Origin of the sequence: Corynebacterium glutamicum ATCC 13032 (assembly GCF_000011325.1) — a bacterium.
Classification (GTDB): domain Bacteria; phylum Actinomycetota; class Actinomycetes; order Mycobacteriales; family Mycobacteriaceae; genus Corynebacterium; species Corynebacterium glutamicum.
Map to the genome: position 1 here is coordinate 131,736 of NC_003450.3, position 16,362 is coordinate 148,097.

Sequence of the window (16,362 nt, forward strand, 5' to 3'; positions counted from 1 at the left end):
CAAGAAATTTGGTTGAGTTTTCGATCTCTACGACGCGTCATCTCAATTCCACCTAGGCTTGGATGCAGGTTAGAAAGGAGCCTTCGATGTCTAAGACTCGTACTTTTCTGTTTGATCTTTATGGTGTTCTCATCAAGGAGCATGGTGCGGCGCAGTTTGAGCGGGTTGCGCGTGCGGTGGGGGAGCCGTCCAAGAACGACAAGCTGCATGAGGTTTATGAGTCGCTTCGTCTGGATCTGGATGCCGGCCGCGTGAGTGAGGTGAATTATTGGAATCAGATCAAACTATTGGTGGGTTTGGAGTTTTTGGATATCCAGGAGGTCATCGCGGCTGACTACAGGGGCCTTTATGAGCGTGATCAGGACATGGTTGATTATGTGTTGTCGTTGAAGGCGAAAGGCCACCGCATCGGAATTTTGTCGAATATTCCGGAGGGGTTGGCCAAGCTGTTGAAGGAGCACAATTCGGAGTGGCTTGATCAGCTTGATGCGGTGACTTTGTCGTGCGATATTGGCGCGGCGAAGCCGGAGCCGAAGTCTTTCCATGTGGCACTTGAGGCCCTTGGTGAAAAAGCTGAGGATGTGACCTTTATTGATGATCGCGTGCGTAACATTGAGGCAGCGCGCGAAGAAGGTCTCAGCACAATTCACTTCACTGGCTTAGATTCCTTAAAAGAAAGCATTCAGGAATGACACCTCAACCACTGATTTTGCCTTTCGGCGATAAAGTTCCGCGGATCCATGAAAGCGCATGGATTGCCCCGAATGCCACGATTATCGGGGATGTCGAGATTGGCCCGGATGCGTCCATTTTTTATGGCGTTGTCCTGCGCGGTGACGTCAACAAAATCACCATCGGCGCCCGCACCAACGTCCAGGACAATTGTGTTCTCCACGTCGATGGCGATGCGCCGTGCACCCTCGGCGACGATGTCACGGTCGGCCACATGGCGCTTGTTCACGGCGCGACGGTGGGCAACGGCACGCTTGTCGGCATGAAATCTGCGCTGCTTTCCGGCAGCCACGTCGGCGCCGGCGCACTCATTGCCGCTGGTGCGGTGGTGCTGGAGGGCCATGAAATCCCGGCGAAAGCTTTAGCGGCCGGGGTTCCGGCCAAAGTGCGCAGATTGCTTGACGACGCCCAGTCCCAGTCATTTATCCCCCACGCGGGCCGCTATGTAGAAACATCAAAAGCCCAGGCTTCCATCGCGGAAGCACTGAGCTTAGATGAGGTTAGGGTACGAGAGTAAGTGGCTCGTTGAGTAGTCGATCAAGTGCGACTGCTCGAGCTGCTGCGCGGACGTTTTCCCGGTGGGTGGGGATCAACCGGAGCTCAATGTCTGCGTCGTATTCCTTCTTCAATTGGGAAGCGAACACCGACCGACCTTGTGGATCTTCGGAAAACGCCGATCCCGAGAGAACCAGGGTGGATGGCTTAACTGTTTCGGCAGCTTCTGCGGCAGTGTGAGCCAGCAGGGTCGCGCGATCGTTGAGGAATTCCCGTGCGGTTTCATTGTCTTTAGCAATGGTGACTAGCTCACCAAGGCTGTTGGCAAAGATACCCTGATCAGAAACCCTGCTTAAGAAACCTTGGGTGCTCAGCGCATCTTCGGCAGCCATGCCCAAAGTATCCAAACCTGATCCACGAGTTGTAGCCAGTGGTCCAATGACATGTACTCCCAAATCATTGCTGTAGGCCGCGCCCACAGAGTCATCGGCGTAGAAGGTCAAGGTGATGGGAGTTGGCTGCTCAGGGTGGGGAAGTGGGGAAGCCTGCAGTTCAGAAGCTGCGATGGCAGGAATTGCTGATGCCACGGTTGCTGGAACGCTGAATTGGTAGTTCAGGCGGCCAGCGATATCAACGCCATCCCAGCCCAAGTTGCTTGCGGTGACAACGCCTGCGTTGGTGACTTTTCCTGAGGTGGCAACACCAATACCTACCAGTGGTAGATCAAGACCAGTGGTGAGGCGGTTGACACCAGCAATGAGGTGTTCGATGAAAGTGTCTGGATCTAAATCAGCTGCTGAGATTTCCAGCATGGCATCACGAAGGGTGCGACCCTTGGTATCAAACAAAGCGACGTAGGAAGACTTGGTGCCGATTGCCACGCCTGCATGAATCCATGGACTTGGAGCGAGTTCTAGAGGAATATTGGGACGACCAGGGCCCGATGAGAGTGTGAGATCAGGGCGTTCACGAACCAAACCTGCCTGCATTAAAGCGGTGACTGCGCGGGTGACAGTCGGTTGGGACAGACCTGTGGCCTCGACCAGCTCATTTCTAATGAGTTGCTGGCCGAGGCGGATATGGTGCATGCACTTTGCAGCCGGGGTAGAGGGGCGGGCAAAGGACGCAGAGAAGTGGGCCTGATTGGGCATAGGTAAACCATAGCCAATCATAGACAACGCTGTCTAATAGGGGTCTTGTTATCTAGACCGCATTGTCTGTAAATGGGCATGGATAAGTATTTAGATGCCGGTAATTTTTGGTTTCTCGTATTTCCAGAATTTAGGCACCGCCACCATACAAATTGCAGTGAGTACAACCACCGCTACTCCGCCCCATAATACCGTCCAACCTGCGCCGAGGGGCTCAGCGGCCCAACCGTGAAGGACGTCAGCTAAACGAGGTCCACCCACCACGACGATGATCCACACACCTTGGATTCGGCCCTGCACATGTTCCGCAGCAGACTGCTGCAAAATAGCGTTTCGAACTGCCGAGCTGAACATGTCAGCCATGCCACCAATGACCATCATGATGATGAACATCCACGCCCACGCAGTCACCGCGCCGGGGCTGACAACAATTGCCACACCACCCAAAGCAACGGCTGCGCCCCAGGCGATGATGCACCAATAAACTGCAACACCCTGGCGGCTAATCCGGGCCACCCAACCAGACAGCACGCCGCCAAGAACTGCGCCAACAGCCATGGATGAGTACATGAACGCCAGCATCGTTGCACCGGCGTCACCCCCACCGAAGTTCACTTCTGCGATCTCGGGGTAAAGCGCACGTGGCATGCCGAAAATCATGGCGATAAGATCCAGCACCATCACCATCAACAACACGGGTTGGCCAGCCAAATACTTCAGGCCATCCACCACACTGGCGAAACCAGCCTTCATCACCTTGCCGGATGGCTTGATCGAAGGCAGTGACCATACAGCCCACAGTGTGGGGATGATGGAGACAACATCAAGGAAATACAGCCACCCGAAACCGATCAGCGGAATCAACGCACCTGCGATCAGCGGGCCAACGATTGCGCCGGTCTGCATGAGCAGCATATTCAGTGATGTTGCCGACGCTAATTGATCAATCGGCAAAATACTTCGAAGGATCGCCGTTCGGGTGGGTTGATTCACCGCGAAAAATGCCTGCTGTAAAGAAAAGTTTATTAACAGGAGCCAAATATTCTCATTGCCTAAAATGGTCAGCACCCAAAAACCGGCAGTGGTGACACACATGCCGATCGTGGTGCAGATCAGCACGATGCGTTTATCAAAAGCATCCGCAATGGATCCACCATAAAGGCCAAAAATAACCAAAGGAATAAGGCCAAAAAGCCCGGTCAAGCCCACATAGCCGGAGGACCCAGTCATTTGGTAAATCTGCACCGGAACGGCAACAACAGTTAATTGGGCACCAATGACGGTGGCAACATTGCCAAGCCAGAGGCGTTTGAAGGCCGGTTCTTTCAGCGGTCTGGTGTCAGCGAAAATATCTCGGAAACTCACCAGGTAGAGCTTAGACCTCTTTGTTGGGCCTATTTGTTAGTAACCTCGGCGATCCTCCACAGACCAAGCGCCGCTGACAACGGCTGTGGTGTCACCGCGCAGCAGATCCTCAATTTCTGAGGCGGCGTGTAGAACAACATCTAGTCGGAAACCAGCAGGAAGTGGCGTCCCCTCTTTGAGAAGGGCATCGCCGAAGAAGGAACCACCTCGACGGGTCGGGCCGCCGACGCGAGCGATGGCCAATGCCCCCGCGGTCTCGGCTTCAATGAGCATCGTGGTGGAATCAGCGTCCTGAGATGCGCAGGTTGTCGACCATACCTGGGGGACATGATGGCAAAACACGTGGCCAAGGCACATGACGATTTCCGCGAACGCATCGCGACCAAGATGCTTGCCGACGCGAAACTGGTACCAGGCGTTGTCCGGCGTGACAGTCGAGGGCGGGGTATCCCCGACGATGACTGGTGGGTGGGGGAGTTCGGCCCAGCTTGCGGCGTCGACAAGCGTCTTTTCCCAGGTGGCAACCGCGCCAATTTTGGCTAGGTTGCCCAGCATGCGGGCGGTGTCGTCGGTAAATGAGGGGTGAAAGCCTGCGTAGCTGGGAGTGGCGTGGAAGGGACCGCGGTGGCGCCTGGAAGCGTCAATGTGTGGATCGGTGAGCGGAGCGTGGCGTGGATTGAGGTGGCACAGCAGTGGTGGCGTAAGGGGGGTCGCGCAGGTCACTGAGCAAAATGGGCAGCGTGTCGGGGGATTCGGGAAATCCCATGATGTCCCATTCGAGGGCGGGGCGAAGATCGATGTGGTGGAGTGCGTGCTTGACGCCTTCAAAGCTCTGGAGCTCAAAAACCCGCATTGGCCTGGCTAATTGCACCGCGGCCTGGGCTGCGTGGGCAATGGGGTAGTGGGGCCAGGCGCTGGCGGTGGCGTAAATGAGCTGCTCGAGGCGGCTTTTACGGCGCGGATTGGTTTCGGTGCTAACCATGTCAGAGATGGAGCGAAGGACGGTTGCGGTCTCAGGGTGGTTCATGGCGGTGCGGGCTCCCAACTGTTGATTCACATTCATTGGAAATAAGGTTAGCCTAACCATTTTTTGCAGTCTAGGGATTTATTGAAGTTTCGCCGCGTGTGCGGTTTTTATTGTGTTTTTATGTATAAATAAGTTAATTACGCCTTTTTTACCTAGGCGGACTAGCTGGTGATTCAGTAGGATTTCATTTCGAATAGATGTGGCTGAAGACAAGAATGAATAGCATTCATCTCGTCGAATTTCATGTAGAAATTTGTCCCCCTTTTTTTTGATGTGAAAGTTGAATCGGTAAGCTCCTGTGAAAATTAAATCCGTATTTTTGAGCACCGCTTTAAGCGCTTCCTTACTGCTCGGGATCACCCCACCCGTGCTGGGAGCAACGATCAACCCCAGTTTGCCTCTTTCTGCGTTGAGCTCCTCGGACGATATCGCCGTACCCAACTTCGCCAAAGAATTACCGTTAGCTTTTGATGTACCAGCAGGCACTGTTCCCCAAAGCTTGAGTGGAACGCTGCAGATTCCTGCCGAGTTTTCTGGCGGCGTCGTGGAGTTTTATGACGGTGACCGGCTCTTTCACACCCTGCGCCTAGAAGTTAATGATTCCCGAGCACACATTGAGGTTCCGCTGCAAAGCGTTCCTGTCGAAGACGGCCGCGCCACCTTTTGGTTGCGCGCCATGTTGGATCCTGTAAACAACCAGTGGTGCTACGAGGAGCAGGAAGTCCGCTTCTTAGACGGAAACGTCACCTTTGAAGGGGCGACGATTAACCCAGCTGTGGTGGCTGATTACTTCCCGTCAGTGCTGCGCGCGTTGACAATTTACGTCCCGGAAAACCCCTCTGAGGCAGTACAAGAAGCCACGTTAGAGGTTGCGACCTCCCTGGATTCGGTGTACCGAAGATCAGGTCTGGATGTCAACGTAGAAACGCTTCCAACCGGCACCGATGCTCCTCCTACACGTCCTCAAGATTTTGAACGCCAGATTGTGCTGGTTGACGAGGCAACAGAAAGTAACACGCAAAAAACCGAATTGGTCAATCCCGGCCAAGACAATGCATTCTTGCGCCTGAACGGCAACGCCGACGAGCTTTACGATCAAGCGCGCTTGCTTACCGACGCAACCCTGCCACTTGCCGTAGACACCGAAGTAACGGCCTCAGGTTTTGGTGATGTGCCCAACCTTTCTACAGATGTGGCCACCCTCCAAGAACTGGGTATCACGCAGCTCACCTCTGAATCAGTTGCGCGCACAAGCGTCACCTTGGGCATTGAACGCTCCCGCCTGCGGACCTACTCGCAGTCCATGGACCTGCACATAACGGGAACCTACACCCCATTGCCACCCCAAAATGCAGGACAGATCACGTTCTCCATTGGTGACACCGTGTTGGACTCCTTGACCACCGATGACACTGGCATCATTGACCGTGAGTTCAACGTTCCTGGAGACTTGGTCAACCGCTACACGGCGATCGTCGTGGAATTCACCAGCACCGGCGACGTTAATTGTGGGGTCACCCAGCCCGTAGGCCTCAACATTGATTCCGACAGCCTTGTCACCTCCCAACATTCAGATGTTCCTGTACTCAACGGCTTCCGGTCCCTACCGCAGTCCTTCCAACCTCGTGTGGACGTGGCGTTTGCTGATCCCAGCGTGCAGGAACTCTCCCGCGCTGTCAGCGTAGTGTTGGGAATTCAATCTATGAGCTCCCAGCGCATCCGCCCACACCTGGTTAACTGGGATGAAGCCGTAGCCAGCGAGCGCCCAACAATTTTCATTGATGCTGCGGGCGCAAAGACTGATCAAGTGCCAAGCTACCTCGCCCAACAAGGCCAAACCCTAGAGATCACCAGCAAGAACGACCAAAATGCGGACGGCGAACAACTCACCCGATCCCTGCAAACCAACGCTGCGCTTGTTGTCGGTTCCATTCAGGCCGTGTGGGATGCCGATAAGAAGCGCACGGTGATTGTGGCAAGTTCCCAGGACAACCCCGCCGATTTGGATGCCTTGATTTCGTGGATGGGAGAAGACCGCGAACGCTGGAGTGATCTCAACGGCGACCTGATTGTCAAAGTCCGAGACCGCGAACCTGTGCAATTGACCACCGTGGAAGCCCCAGATCAGCCTGGTCGATCGGCCACAGCCTTTATTGCGATCGGCGTCAGCCTTGTGGTCATTGCCCTGATTGTCGCAGCCGTGGTGTCAGTGTCCAGGCGTTCGCAAAAAGGATACAAATGATTTCTTCTTTACCCAGTAGAACGCAGGGGAGGAGGTTGGGTCCATGAGTAACCCGTCGCTAGAACCTCTAGAACCGATCGAGCTTTCTGACGGTACTGAAATTGAAGTTTCAGACGTTGATCCAGAACCGCAAGCTGGCAATGCGCAGATGGAAGTACCCAGCTTACGGACATATGTTTTTCGCGGAATCATTGCCATTGCCTGTTTGATCATTGGTTTTTATGAGAGCTTTGTGCTGATGTGGCAAAACCTCCGAATCGGCGTGGCCAACTACTCACTACTTGTGGTGCTCATGGCGATCGTGTTGTTTATCGGACTGGACCGCAAGCGTGCTCGTGCATTGAACATTCACGACCGCGAAGTCGACTACATCATTGGTGGCATTGTCGTACTGATAGCCATCACGATTAAGAGCCAGCTTCTGCCACGTTTTGTGGACTGGGAAACTCTGCTGCGCTTGGATATGTTCGCACTGTTATTCTTTGCGTTTGGTATTTCCGGCCTGGTGTTTGGCATGCGCTCTACCTTTTCTTTTGCACCCGGCTGGATTTTGCTGTTTGGCTACAACGCGGTGGCACACCTGATCATCTCGGTGATTTTCGGTGGTGGCTTTTGGGGCCCGGTGATGGCAAACATCATTGGACTGTCTCTTGCGGTGTTGGTGTCCTCCAACAGGGACCTGGTTCAGGCCACCTATTTGGCACTGATGACGGTGTTGTTTGGCGTCATTATTGCCATCATCGTGTGGGCGCTGACCGATGGCAGTAAGTTCCTCACCTTGGTCCCAGCAGTGCTGGCAACCATCACTGTGGTGTTGGTGTCTTCGCGTTGGAGGCTTGGTCAGTGGAAAATTCGTCGTAGACAACCCACGGTGGAAAAAGCCGGACCCGCGCTTATCGCGGTCGTGGTTGCGACAGCACTCTTGGCGTGGATTCCTACTCCTTATGTGGAGCGCGTCAACAACCTCCCCGGGCTTCAAATGCTGGCAAAGCCTGCCCCAGGTGTTATCGCACCTATTGGTTGGCACATCGACGATGTGCAGTATTACAACTGGGCTTCGCGCTACTTCGGCCCCGGTTCCTCTCTGCTTAGGCAGACGATGACGGCAGATCATTACAACGAGGCGTGGGATCCAGATGGACTCGACCGAACTGTTGTGGTGGATACCCTCCAATCGGCGGAACGGTTCCAGCAGCGTGCCTTTGGTGACGAGACGCTGTATTCCACTCTGAGAGGTCGAAAGTCAGATACCGTCCAGGTGGATCTGGGATACGGCGTGGACGGACGCGCCTACACGGTGCTCGATGAAACTGACTTCTTGACGTACACCAAGCTGGTTTTTGAATGGCAGACCACCAACAACACCGTGGAGAAGATCTCCGTCATCGCGGTGGATGATCACCGCGCAGAAGCGAAGTTCCCGGAGCTTGCACCATCGGTTACCAGAATGTTTATCCAGGTGGCTACCATTTTGTTCCGTGGAAATGACGTGACCATCGATACCAATACCCAATTGAAAGATCTTGACCTGGTCAGCCAAGTTGGCCGTCAGATCGTGGCAGAACAACAGGTGGGGAGGTCATGATGGAACAAGATCTCAGCTACCGTGAAATTCTTCCCCTCAACGCGAGTGAGGAGAAGAAAAAGGCTGCACTGATTGATGCCATTGAAGGGTTAAGGGTGCGCGATCCGCTACTCTCTGCCTCGATTGCATTTACTAGAGGGCAGAAAGTCGCCTTCATTGCTGTGGTGGTGGGCTTTATCTTGATGCTCATTTTTGCTCGGCAAGCAGCACTTATTGGACTGTCAGCAACGTGTACGTTCATGTACCTCATTACATTGTTGGACAGATTTATCATGTTTTCCAGAGGTATCCGCGCGGAATCCATCATCCAGGTATCGGATGAAGATGCGCTGGCTTTCCCTGAGGACAAGCTGAAAACCTACACGGTGTTGGTGCCCGCCTATGGCGAACCTGAGGTGATTGCGCAGCTGCTGGCATCCATGCACGCTTTTGATTACCCCAAGCATCTTCTGCAGGTATTGCTCATGTTGGAGGAAGATGATCTGCCCACGATCGCCGCGGCAGAGGCAGCGGGAGTGGATCAGGTGGCAACGATCATTAAGGTGCCGCCAGCGCAGCCCCGCACCAAGCCGAAGGCCTGTAACTATGGATTGCACTTTGCCACGGGGGAAATTGTCACGATCTTTGACGCGGAAGACATGCCAGATCCCCTCCAACTGCGTCGCGTGGTGGTGGCATTTGAACGCTCGGCTTCCAATACGGTGTGCGTCCAGTCAAGGTTGTCGTATCGAAACGCCAGGCAGAATCTGCTAACTGCGTGGTTCACCATTGAATATGACGTGTGGTTTAACTTCCTGCTGCCAGGCGTCATGCGCATGAACGCACCTGTCCCATTGGGCGGTACCTCCAACCATCTGCTCACGGGTGTCCTGAAAGATCTCGGCGCGTGGGATCCTTTCAATGTCACAGAAGATGCGGACCTCGGCGTACGCATCGCGGCAAAGGGATATTCCACCGCGGTGTTGGATTCGGTGACGTGGGAGGAAGCAAACTCCGACACCATCAACTGGTTGCGCCAGCGTTCTCGCTGGTACAAGGGCTATCTGCAAACATGGCTTGTGTATATGCGCAGGCCAAAGTGGTTAGTCCAAGAGCTTGGCATCATTCCTGCTGTGCGTTTTACCTTCCTCATGGCAGGCACCCCGATCATTGCGGTGCTCAATCTGCTCTTTTGGTACTTGTCGCTCACGTGGATTCTGGGCCAGCCCGGCACCATTGAGCAGATGTTCCCACCTGCGGTGTACTACCCAGCGTTGGTGTGTTTGGTGGTGGGCAATGCTGCGACCATCTTTATGAATCTCATTGGCTGCCGGGAAGGCCGCGACCCCTTGCTGCTCATCGCGGTTCTCACGTTCCCGCTGTATTGGCTGCTCATGAGCATTGCAGCGTTGAAAGGCACGTGGCAATTGATCACGCGACCATCCTATTGGGAGAAAACTGCCCACGGATTGGAGGCGTAAGCGGTGCCCATCGTCAAACCAATGCCGGCACTGCCCAGGCGCGCGCCCGTCCTGGCGAGTTCGCAGATCGAAGGGTTTGAACACCGTAGAGGGTGGCGTCGACAAGCAAATTTCTGGTTTGCTGCAAGCCTTGCCCTGTACTGGTGCGCCGCGCTGTGGATCGCGCTGGACGTTGGGTATTTCTGGGGCGACGCGCTCTCGCGCACCCAGGGCGCCCTATCCGCGCTGTACTCGCGCAACCCCACGTTGTCGGCGATCGGTTACGTGTTTACCCCTCTGACCACCGTGTTGCAGATTCCATTGGTGGCGCTGAGCCCCTGGGTCCCGGAATTCACGCGCGCCGGGTTGGCAGGCGCATTGGTGTCATCAGTGTTCATGGCGGCTTCAGTGAGGCAATTGTGGTTGATTGCCAGCGAGCGTAACATCCGGTATTGGCTCGCGGTGGTAGGCCTTCTGTTGTATGCACTTAACCCAATGATCATCCTGTACGGCGCGACGGGAATGAGCGAAGCTCCGTTCATTTACGCCACTCTCTGGGCGGTGCGCAGGCTGATTCGCTGGACTTCTACCGACGACGTCCACGACCTCATTACCTGTGGTTTTGCGTTGGCATTGGCGTTTTTAGCGCGCTATGACGCCCTCATCATGGCCTTCGTAGCCATGTGGACTGTCGGATTTATGACATGGCGCGCACGATACCGCCGTGGCTTCCGCGACCGCATCGGATTCGCACTTGTCGACATGCTGCTCCTCGTCTGGCCGATCGGCTTCGCCTTCGTCGCCTGGACTGGCGCCAGCTGGCTCACTACCGGCGAACTCTTTGCCCAATTCACCTCCACAGACGGCAACGCTGCGATCATCGCAGCATCCGGCGGCGGCGCCATAGGGCCCCAAGCGCTTTTCGACGCCTCCGTCCGCACCTTCCTCATCTCCCCAGCTCTCCTACTCGTCGCAGTAGTTGCAGTCTTTTTTGCTTATCGACGCCGCGACCCCGAACCCATCATCCCCTTAGCTCTCATCGGCTCTGTGGTGTTCTTCCAAATCATTACCTACTCACTTGGATCTACCTTCGGCCTGCTGCGCTTTTTCCTCACCGCCCTGCCGCTCACCATTATCTTGCTGTTCCAAATTATCCCGCCCCGCCACCGATTCCCCTCACTGCGACCAGGTGCGTGCTACCGCGATCGCGTCACCGGCAAGTACGTGCCCAAAACAATCACCGGTGTTTTAGTTCTCGCGATCTTCGGCGGCACCGGCATCACCCTGTACGGCATGAGCAGTGCTAACTGGGCGCCCCAGGAATATGCCATCCAAGAACTAGTTTTCAACATGGGATCGCCATCGCAGGACGCCGTCCACACCCTGAACACCTTCTCCACTGAAATGGATGTCGCCGATTTCGTCGACTCCCTAAACCTTGGAGACGGCGAAGTCCTTCTCTCCACCACCTACGGCTTCGCCGTCCTCACCGCATCAAACAACCAAAAGCAATTCATCATCCCCTCCGACGAAGACTTCATCACCACCCTCAACGAACCCGCTGAGCACGGCGTTAAGTACATCCTCGCCCTCCCACGCGAAGGTCGCGGCGCCACCGACCCGATCAACCTGCGCTACCCAGACATGTATGAAACCGGCAGCCACATCGCCACGATGGAAATCGAATTCATCAATCAAGGCCAAGGACAACCAAATTGGCGCCTCTATCGGGTGCTCACCACACCTGAACAGTCGTAGACTCTTTGTAACTACCGTTGTTGTTTTTCCATATCCAGGAGAGTCATGGCCCGCAAGCTGAAGGACAAACTTCCCCGAAGTTTTGACAAAATCGTCGAATCGGGCGATTTTGACGCTTTCAAAGAGGTCTTCACCGAGCGCGCCCTCGACGCCAAAAACCGTCATGGCAACACTGCCCTCCACATGCGTGGAGTACCTGAAGAATTCAAGATTTGGATGCTTGACCAGGGCCTCGATGTGGATATCCGCAACGAAGACGGCGACACCCCGCTGCACGTGCACTCCCATGACTGGAACTTAAGCCCCGATTTTCTGCTCAAACGCGGCGCCGATGTCTGCGCAGTCAACAATGAAGGCGAATCGGTTGCCTACTCCGCTGCCTTCTTCCCAGAAAACCTCAAAAAGCTTATCGACGCCGGCGCCGACCCCTACTCGCGCGCCAACGACGGCACCACGCCGCTGATGCGTGTCATTCGAAGCGCCGACACCGGACAAATCATCGAACTAGCAGAAATAACCAAGCTACTTTCCGGCACAGAATTCACCGACGCAGAATTCCGAGAAACCCAAGAACGCATCATCGCAATGGGTGAAAGATTCGAAGATGTCCGGGAAGTCTACAACGAAGAATCCGTCGACCAAGCATCTGCGGACATGATCTGGCTCTACGATCGTTTCGACATCCCCGAAGAACTCCGCGCCAACACACCAATTTTGCACGACGGAGTAAGCCCAATAGAACTGCCTGGGGATACCTGGCAAGAACAATTCATCGAAGGCTACGATCTCCTCGTTCCCGCAATGGGCAAAGCGAAATCCCTGCAAGGCGAAGCCATCCGAATTGCCGGACGAGTATCCAACGAATTTCACGGCAACGGTGGCGTCAACTGGGACAAAGACTTCAAACGCATGGCCAAATCTCTCAACCACATTTGTGAGCAGGGCGTTCCTTTGGGTGAGCCAGAATTAGAAGAACTGGCTGCGGCCGTTAAATCAGTGCGCAAAGGAGAACCCACCGAGGAGGAGATCGACACCCTTCCACGGTTGGCCACCAAATGGGTCGCACAAAACCCACAACCGCTGCCACTGGGAGAGGTTGACTACAAGCGCTGAACGTTGAGTTTGAGTTTGGTCCATTGAGGGGTAAAGGCTTACCTCTCGACTAGGTGGGGTGGGCGTAGAGCGCCTATTCTGATTGATCGTGTTAACCATCGCTATTGTACTTCTCGCGTCAGTCCTCATCGGTGCTCTTCTCCAACGCATGACAGGATTGGGCGTCGGTCTAGTTACCGGCCCAGTCCTGACTTCTTTGTTAGGGCCGCTAGCAGGCGTGACCATGGTGAATGGTCTGTCCATCATCAACGCGGTGAATAATGCGTGGTCGGTGCGCAAACGCACTGACTGGGCCAAATTCCGAATTCTTGCCGGCGCTTTGGTGCTTGGTTCTGTTCCTGCTGTTGCAGTGGTGTATTTCCTTAACGGACCATGGCTGTTGATTTTCGTTGGTGCGATGGTGCTGCTCGCGTTGGGTGTTTCCCTGTTCCCAACAGAGAAATTCGCACTCAAGCAAGAAGCTAAACTGCCTATGGTCATCTTCGGCATGATTGGTGGATTCATGTCCACTGTTGCAGGCATCGCAGGGCCATCCCTGACTGTTTATGCGCGCCTGAGCCGCTGGGATTACCGCGACTTTGTGGCCACCTTGCACCCAGTTCTACTCGTGGCCAACACCGTATCGTTCCTGCTCAAGGTTATCTTGATCGGTGGACTCGATTTCGGTGGCGCACCCGCATGGCTCTGGATCGGTGCCGTAGCGATGATCTTTGTCGGTGCTTGGTTGGGTGAAATCGTCAACGCTAAGGTGTCCACCCCAATGGCCAAGCGCATCGCTACGCTCCTGGCAGCAGCTGGTGCCGCAGTGGTGTTGTTCCGAGGCATCATGGAATTGGTTTAGCGGTCTTAATTGGTGGGAAGTTGAGCAGAAGTTAATCGGTCTCGAGGTTTTTTCGAGACCTTCGTATCCCATCAAATCCCAGTAACGCCAGGGCGCACGCCAGTAGTGAGTAGACAATGGCGTCGCTGAGATTCAACGTTTCACCAAGTAATAGTGCTGCAACAAACAGCAAGATTGGTTCACCATAACTGAGCAGGCCAAACATCGGCATACTAAGCAGAGTTGAGGCGGCTAGATACAACGCCATAGCTAATGCGCCAGCGAGGCCCGCCAGAATAACCATTGACAACATGGCGTTAGACAGCGGATCCTCGACAGTGGCGAGCATGAAAAATGCCAGGGGACTTAACGCTAAAACTTCTGCGCCGTAAGCAAAAGCGTTGTTCAGCCCCGAGTATTTACGAAGCGCAAAATACAGTGCATAACCCGCAGCGATGGCAAAAGTTACCCACGATAATTGCGCACTAATGACAAATTTCAAGGTTACTGCGATCAGCGCGATTCCCACCGCAATCCACTGCAGCCTGGTGATGTAATCAGCGAAGAAAAACCGCCCCACAATTACTAGGAAAATGGGCAGTAACAGGTAACCAAGTGAGGCATCTAAAGCATGACTCTTAGGCGACCAAGAAAACAGCCACAGCTGAAGCGTGATGAGTACAACGAGGAAGATAAAGTACAGAATTTGACGAGGTTGGGACCTTAGTGTGTCCCAAAATTCCTTAAACACCTTCCGACCAGCAGGGTGCAGAAGGGCAAGCAAATAGCATGCCGCTGTTAGAAGGACACGCCAAGCAACAAGTGTTTCCGCCTTTGCCTCAATCGCCCCAGAGATGAAAAAGATCGCTCCGAACAAAGCGGATGCGAGAACAGACGTGATGACACCAGCGGAAGATGTACGATTTGTTGCCACTATCAGCTCCTCGTTTCCTTCATTAGCTTCGCATATGTCTGGATCTTATTGGATGTATGAGTCAGAGATCAGGGAGATCGCGCACTAACCGAACCTGGCCAGTGCAACAGGATTATGTTTAAAGCATGGATCTTGCACTGGCTCAGGTTGATTCCACCGTTTCGGGGCTTTATGACGCCCTCGATCTCATCGGCGTGCTGCTGAACGGAATAATCGGTGGAACGATCGCCAGGCAACGAGGCTATGACATCATTGGCTTTCTGTTCCTGGCGTTATTTTCTGCGCTGGGTGGCGGAATGATCCGTGACATGCTGATTCAGCAGGGGACTGTCGCGGCGATCGATAATCAGATCTACCTTGCGCTCGCGTTTTCTGGCGCGCTGATTGCCATGGCGGTGAACTTTAAAGGCAGGGTGTGGGAGCTGTTTAAAGTTCACGGCGATGCCATTGTGTTGGGCGTCTGGGCGGTGACGGGTTCCGTGAAGGCGATGAATGCGGGGGTGGCTCCGCTGCCGAGTATTTTCATGGGCGTGCTCACCGCGGTGGGTGGTGGCATGGTGCGTGATGTGGCTACTGGCCAGACGCCGACGATTTTTGGTGGCGGAACTCTTTACGCTGTGCCTGCGACGCTTTCTGCCACGTCAATGGTTATTTTTCATAGCTTTGACCAGGTAATTCTGGGTATGATTATTTCACCGTTCTTGGGTATCGCGTTGGCGGTTACTGCGTATTGGTGCGGTTGGGTCATTCCGGTGAACACGGATTTCGCGCCGGTGAATCTGACGGTCAGCCAATTGCGGGCAATGCTGTCCAAAGCGGAGCGTAAAGATAAGGATCAGAAATGAAAACTTATGCAGTACTAATTGCGGTGGCAGGGTTGGCACTTGCTGGGTGTAGCTCGTCGGCTCCTGGAATCTGGCGTGCCACTGAACCCGCAGATGCCTACCTTGAAATAGCCGATGACGGCACGCTGTCCGGAACCGACGGCTGCAACAGACTTTTTGGTGGCTGGGAAAAAGACGGCTCTACCATCACTTTCGGCGCCATCGGTATGACAGAAATGTACTGCGAAGGCGTCAACGATTGGCTGTCCCAGATGCACACCGCCACCGTCACCGATGCCACCATGACCATTTTCAACGAGGCCGGCAGCAATATTGGCGAGCTAAAACGCTAAATGCTTCTCGACGTCAAAAGCCCGGATCCAGGTAGTGCTTCCGCAAGATCGTTGCCGAGCGCAACGATGCGGTTGTCGGCGTCCACGTGCACAATCTTTGGCTCATACGCCTTGGCTTCCGCATCAGTTGCCTGAAGGTAGCTCATGATGATCACAAGATCGCCAGGATTAATAAGGTGTGCAGCGGCACCATTGATGCAAATATTGCCCGTTCCGGCGTCGCCCACAATGACATAAGTTTCCAGACGAGCGCCGTTGGTGATGTCTACGATGGCAACTTTTTCGCCTTCGATCAATCCGGCGGCGTGAACCAGGTCGGCGTCGATGGTTACAGAGCCAACATAATCTAGATCAGCTTGAGTGACAGTGGCTCGGTGAATCTTACTTCCGAGGATGGTGCGCAGCATGTCCTGTGGTGTCCTTATGGGGGTTGTCCTGCAAGTTTTAGAAATCATAGCGTGAGATGACAAGGAAAGGAATATTTCGATCCGGCAACAACCCCCGCGTCAGGTGGGATTATGCCG

At 54.4% G+C, this 16,362-nt stretch carries 16 protein-coding genes; 10 read left to right on the forward strand and 6 right to left on the reverse strand.

Annotation, left to right across the window (positions count from 1 at the left end; genetic code table 11):
* Positions 1 to 86: 86 nt before the first annotated feature.
* Positions 87 to 692, forward strand: coding sequence for an HAD family hydrolase (locus CGL_RS00645; RefSeq protein WP_011013405.1), 606 nt, complete (start codon positions 87 to 89; stop codon positions 690 to 692).
* The gene (locus CGL_RS00650) at positions 689 to 1,249 is read left to right on the forward strand and encodes a gamma carbonic anhydrase family protein (RefSeq protein WP_011013406.1); all 561 of its coding nucleotides are present in this window, start codon (positions 689 to 691) and stop codon (positions 1,247 to 1,249) included. Before CGL_RS00645 ends, CGL_RS00650 begins: the two co-directional genes overlap by 4 nt.
* Here CGL_RS00650 and CGL_RS00655 read toward each other — a convergent pair.
* The 4 genes from CGL_RS00655 to CGL_RS00670 all read right to left on the reverse strand — a co-directional run bounded on the left by CGL_RS00655 (position 1,233) and on the right by CGL_RS00670 (position 4,806).
* Positions 1,233 to 2,378: a winged helix-turn-helix domain-containing protein gene (locus tag CGL_RS00655; RefSeq protein ID WP_006283847.1), complete on the reverse strand. Its 1,146-nt coding sequence runs from the start codon at positions 2,376 to 2,378 to the stop codon at positions 1,233 to 1,235. The two genes, CGL_RS00650 and CGL_RS00655, sit on opposite strands and share 17 nt — an antisense overlap.
* 90 nt (positions 2,379 to 2,468) lie before the next feature.
* Positions 2,469 to 3,743 (reverse strand): MFS transporter, encoded by a 1,275-nt coding sequence (locus tag CGL_RS00660; RefSeq protein ID WP_011013408.1) that lies wholly within the window; start codon positions 3,741 to 3,743, stop codon positions 2,469 to 2,471.
* A 36-nt stretch (positions 3,744 to 3,779) separates the two neighbouring features.
* On the reverse strand, positions 3,780 to 4,466 hold the full coding sequence (locus CGL_RS00665) for a hypothetical protein (protein WP_227747738.1): 687 nt from the start codon (positions 4,464 to 4,466) through the stop codon (positions 3,780 to 3,782).
* Positions 4,384 to 4,806: a hypothetical protein gene (locus tag CGL_RS00670; protein WP_020948494.1), complete on the reverse strand. Its 423-nt coding sequence runs from the start codon at positions 4,804 to 4,806 to the stop codon at positions 4,384 to 4,386. Before CGL_RS00670 ends, CGL_RS00665 begins: the two co-directional genes overlap by 83 nt.
* Before the next feature lie 262 nt (positions 4,807 to 5,068).
* On the opposite strand from CGL_RS00670, the gene CGL_RS00675 reads away from it, so the two are divergent.
* The 6 genes from CGL_RS00675 to CGL_RS00700 all read left to right on the forward strand — a co-directional run bounded on the left by CGL_RS00675 (position 5,069) and on the right by CGL_RS00700 (position 13,748).
* Positions 5,069 to 7,012 (forward strand): membrane protein, encoded by a 1,944-nt coding sequence (locus CGL_RS00675; RefSeq protein ID WP_011265468.1) that lies wholly within the window; start codon positions 5,069 to 5,071, stop codon positions 7,010 to 7,012.
* Positions 7,013 to 7,055: 43 nt separating this feature from the next.
* Positions 7,056 to 8,597 (forward strand): hypothetical protein, encoded by a 1,542-nt coding sequence (locus tag CGL_RS00680; protein ID WP_011013412.1) that lies wholly within the window; start codon positions 7,056 to 7,058, stop codon positions 8,595 to 8,597.
* Positions 8,594 to 10,057 (forward strand): glycosyltransferase, encoded by a 1,464-nt coding sequence (locus tag CGL_RS00685; RefSeq protein ID WP_011265469.1) that lies wholly within the window; start codon positions 8,594 to 8,596, stop codon positions 10,055 to 10,057. Before CGL_RS00680 ends, CGL_RS00685 begins: the two co-directional genes overlap by 4 nt.
* Positions 10,058 to 10,060: 3 nt before the next feature.
* Entirely contained in the window at positions 10,061 to 11,794 is a 1,734-nt protein-coding gene (locus tag CGL_RS00690) for an ArnT family glycosyltransferase (protein WP_011265470.1), read from the forward strand.
* Positions 11,795 to 11,839: 45 nt separating this feature from the next.
* On the forward strand, positions 11,840 to 12,907 hold the full coding sequence (locus tag CGL_RS00695) for an ankyrin repeat domain-containing protein (protein WP_011013415.1): 1,068 nt from the start codon (positions 11,840 to 11,842) through the stop codon (positions 12,905 to 12,907).
* Positions 12,908 to 12,989: 82 nt separating this feature from the next.
* Positions 12,990 to 13,748 (forward strand): sulfite exporter TauE/SafE family protein, encoded by a 759-nt coding sequence (locus tag CGL_RS00700; RefSeq protein WP_003857192.1) that lies wholly within the window; start codon positions 12,990 to 12,992, stop codon positions 13,746 to 13,748.
* Positions 13,749 to 13,779: 31 nt separating this feature from the next.
* Here the strand turns inward: CGL_RS00700 and CGL_RS00705 are convergent, their stop codons facing one another.
* On the reverse strand, positions 13,780 to 14,661 hold the full coding sequence (locus tag CGL_RS00705; RefSeq protein ID WP_011013416.1) for an EamA family transporter: 882 nt from the start codon (positions 14,659 to 14,661) through the stop codon (positions 13,780 to 13,782).
* Between the two features lie 125 nt (positions 14,662 to 14,786).
* Here CGL_RS00705 and CGL_RS00710 point away from each other — a divergent pair, with 125 nt between their 5' ends.
* Complete coding sequence (locus CGL_RS00710; RefSeq protein WP_011013417.1) at positions 14,787 to 15,506, forward strand: trimeric intracellular cation channel family protein; 720 nt, start codon at positions 14,787 to 14,789, stop codon at positions 15,504 to 15,506.
* Complete coding sequence (locus CGL_RS00715) at positions 15,503 to 15,838, forward strand: META domain-containing protein (RefSeq protein WP_003863712.1); 336 nt, start codon at positions 15,503 to 15,505, stop codon at positions 15,836 to 15,838. The genes CGL_RS00710 and CGL_RS00715 overlap by 4 nt, the downstream gene beginning before the upstream one ends.
* On the opposite strand, the gene panD is transcribed toward CGL_RS00715, so the two are convergent.
* Complete coding sequence (panD, locus tag CGL_RS00720; protein ID WP_003857183.1) at positions 15,835 to 16,245, reverse strand: aspartate 1-decarboxylase; 411 nt, start codon at positions 16,243 to 16,245, stop codon at positions 15,835 to 15,837. The two genes, CGL_RS00715 and panD, sit on opposite strands and share 4 nt — an antisense overlap.
* Between the last annotated feature and the right edge of the window lie 117 nt (positions 16,246 to 16,362).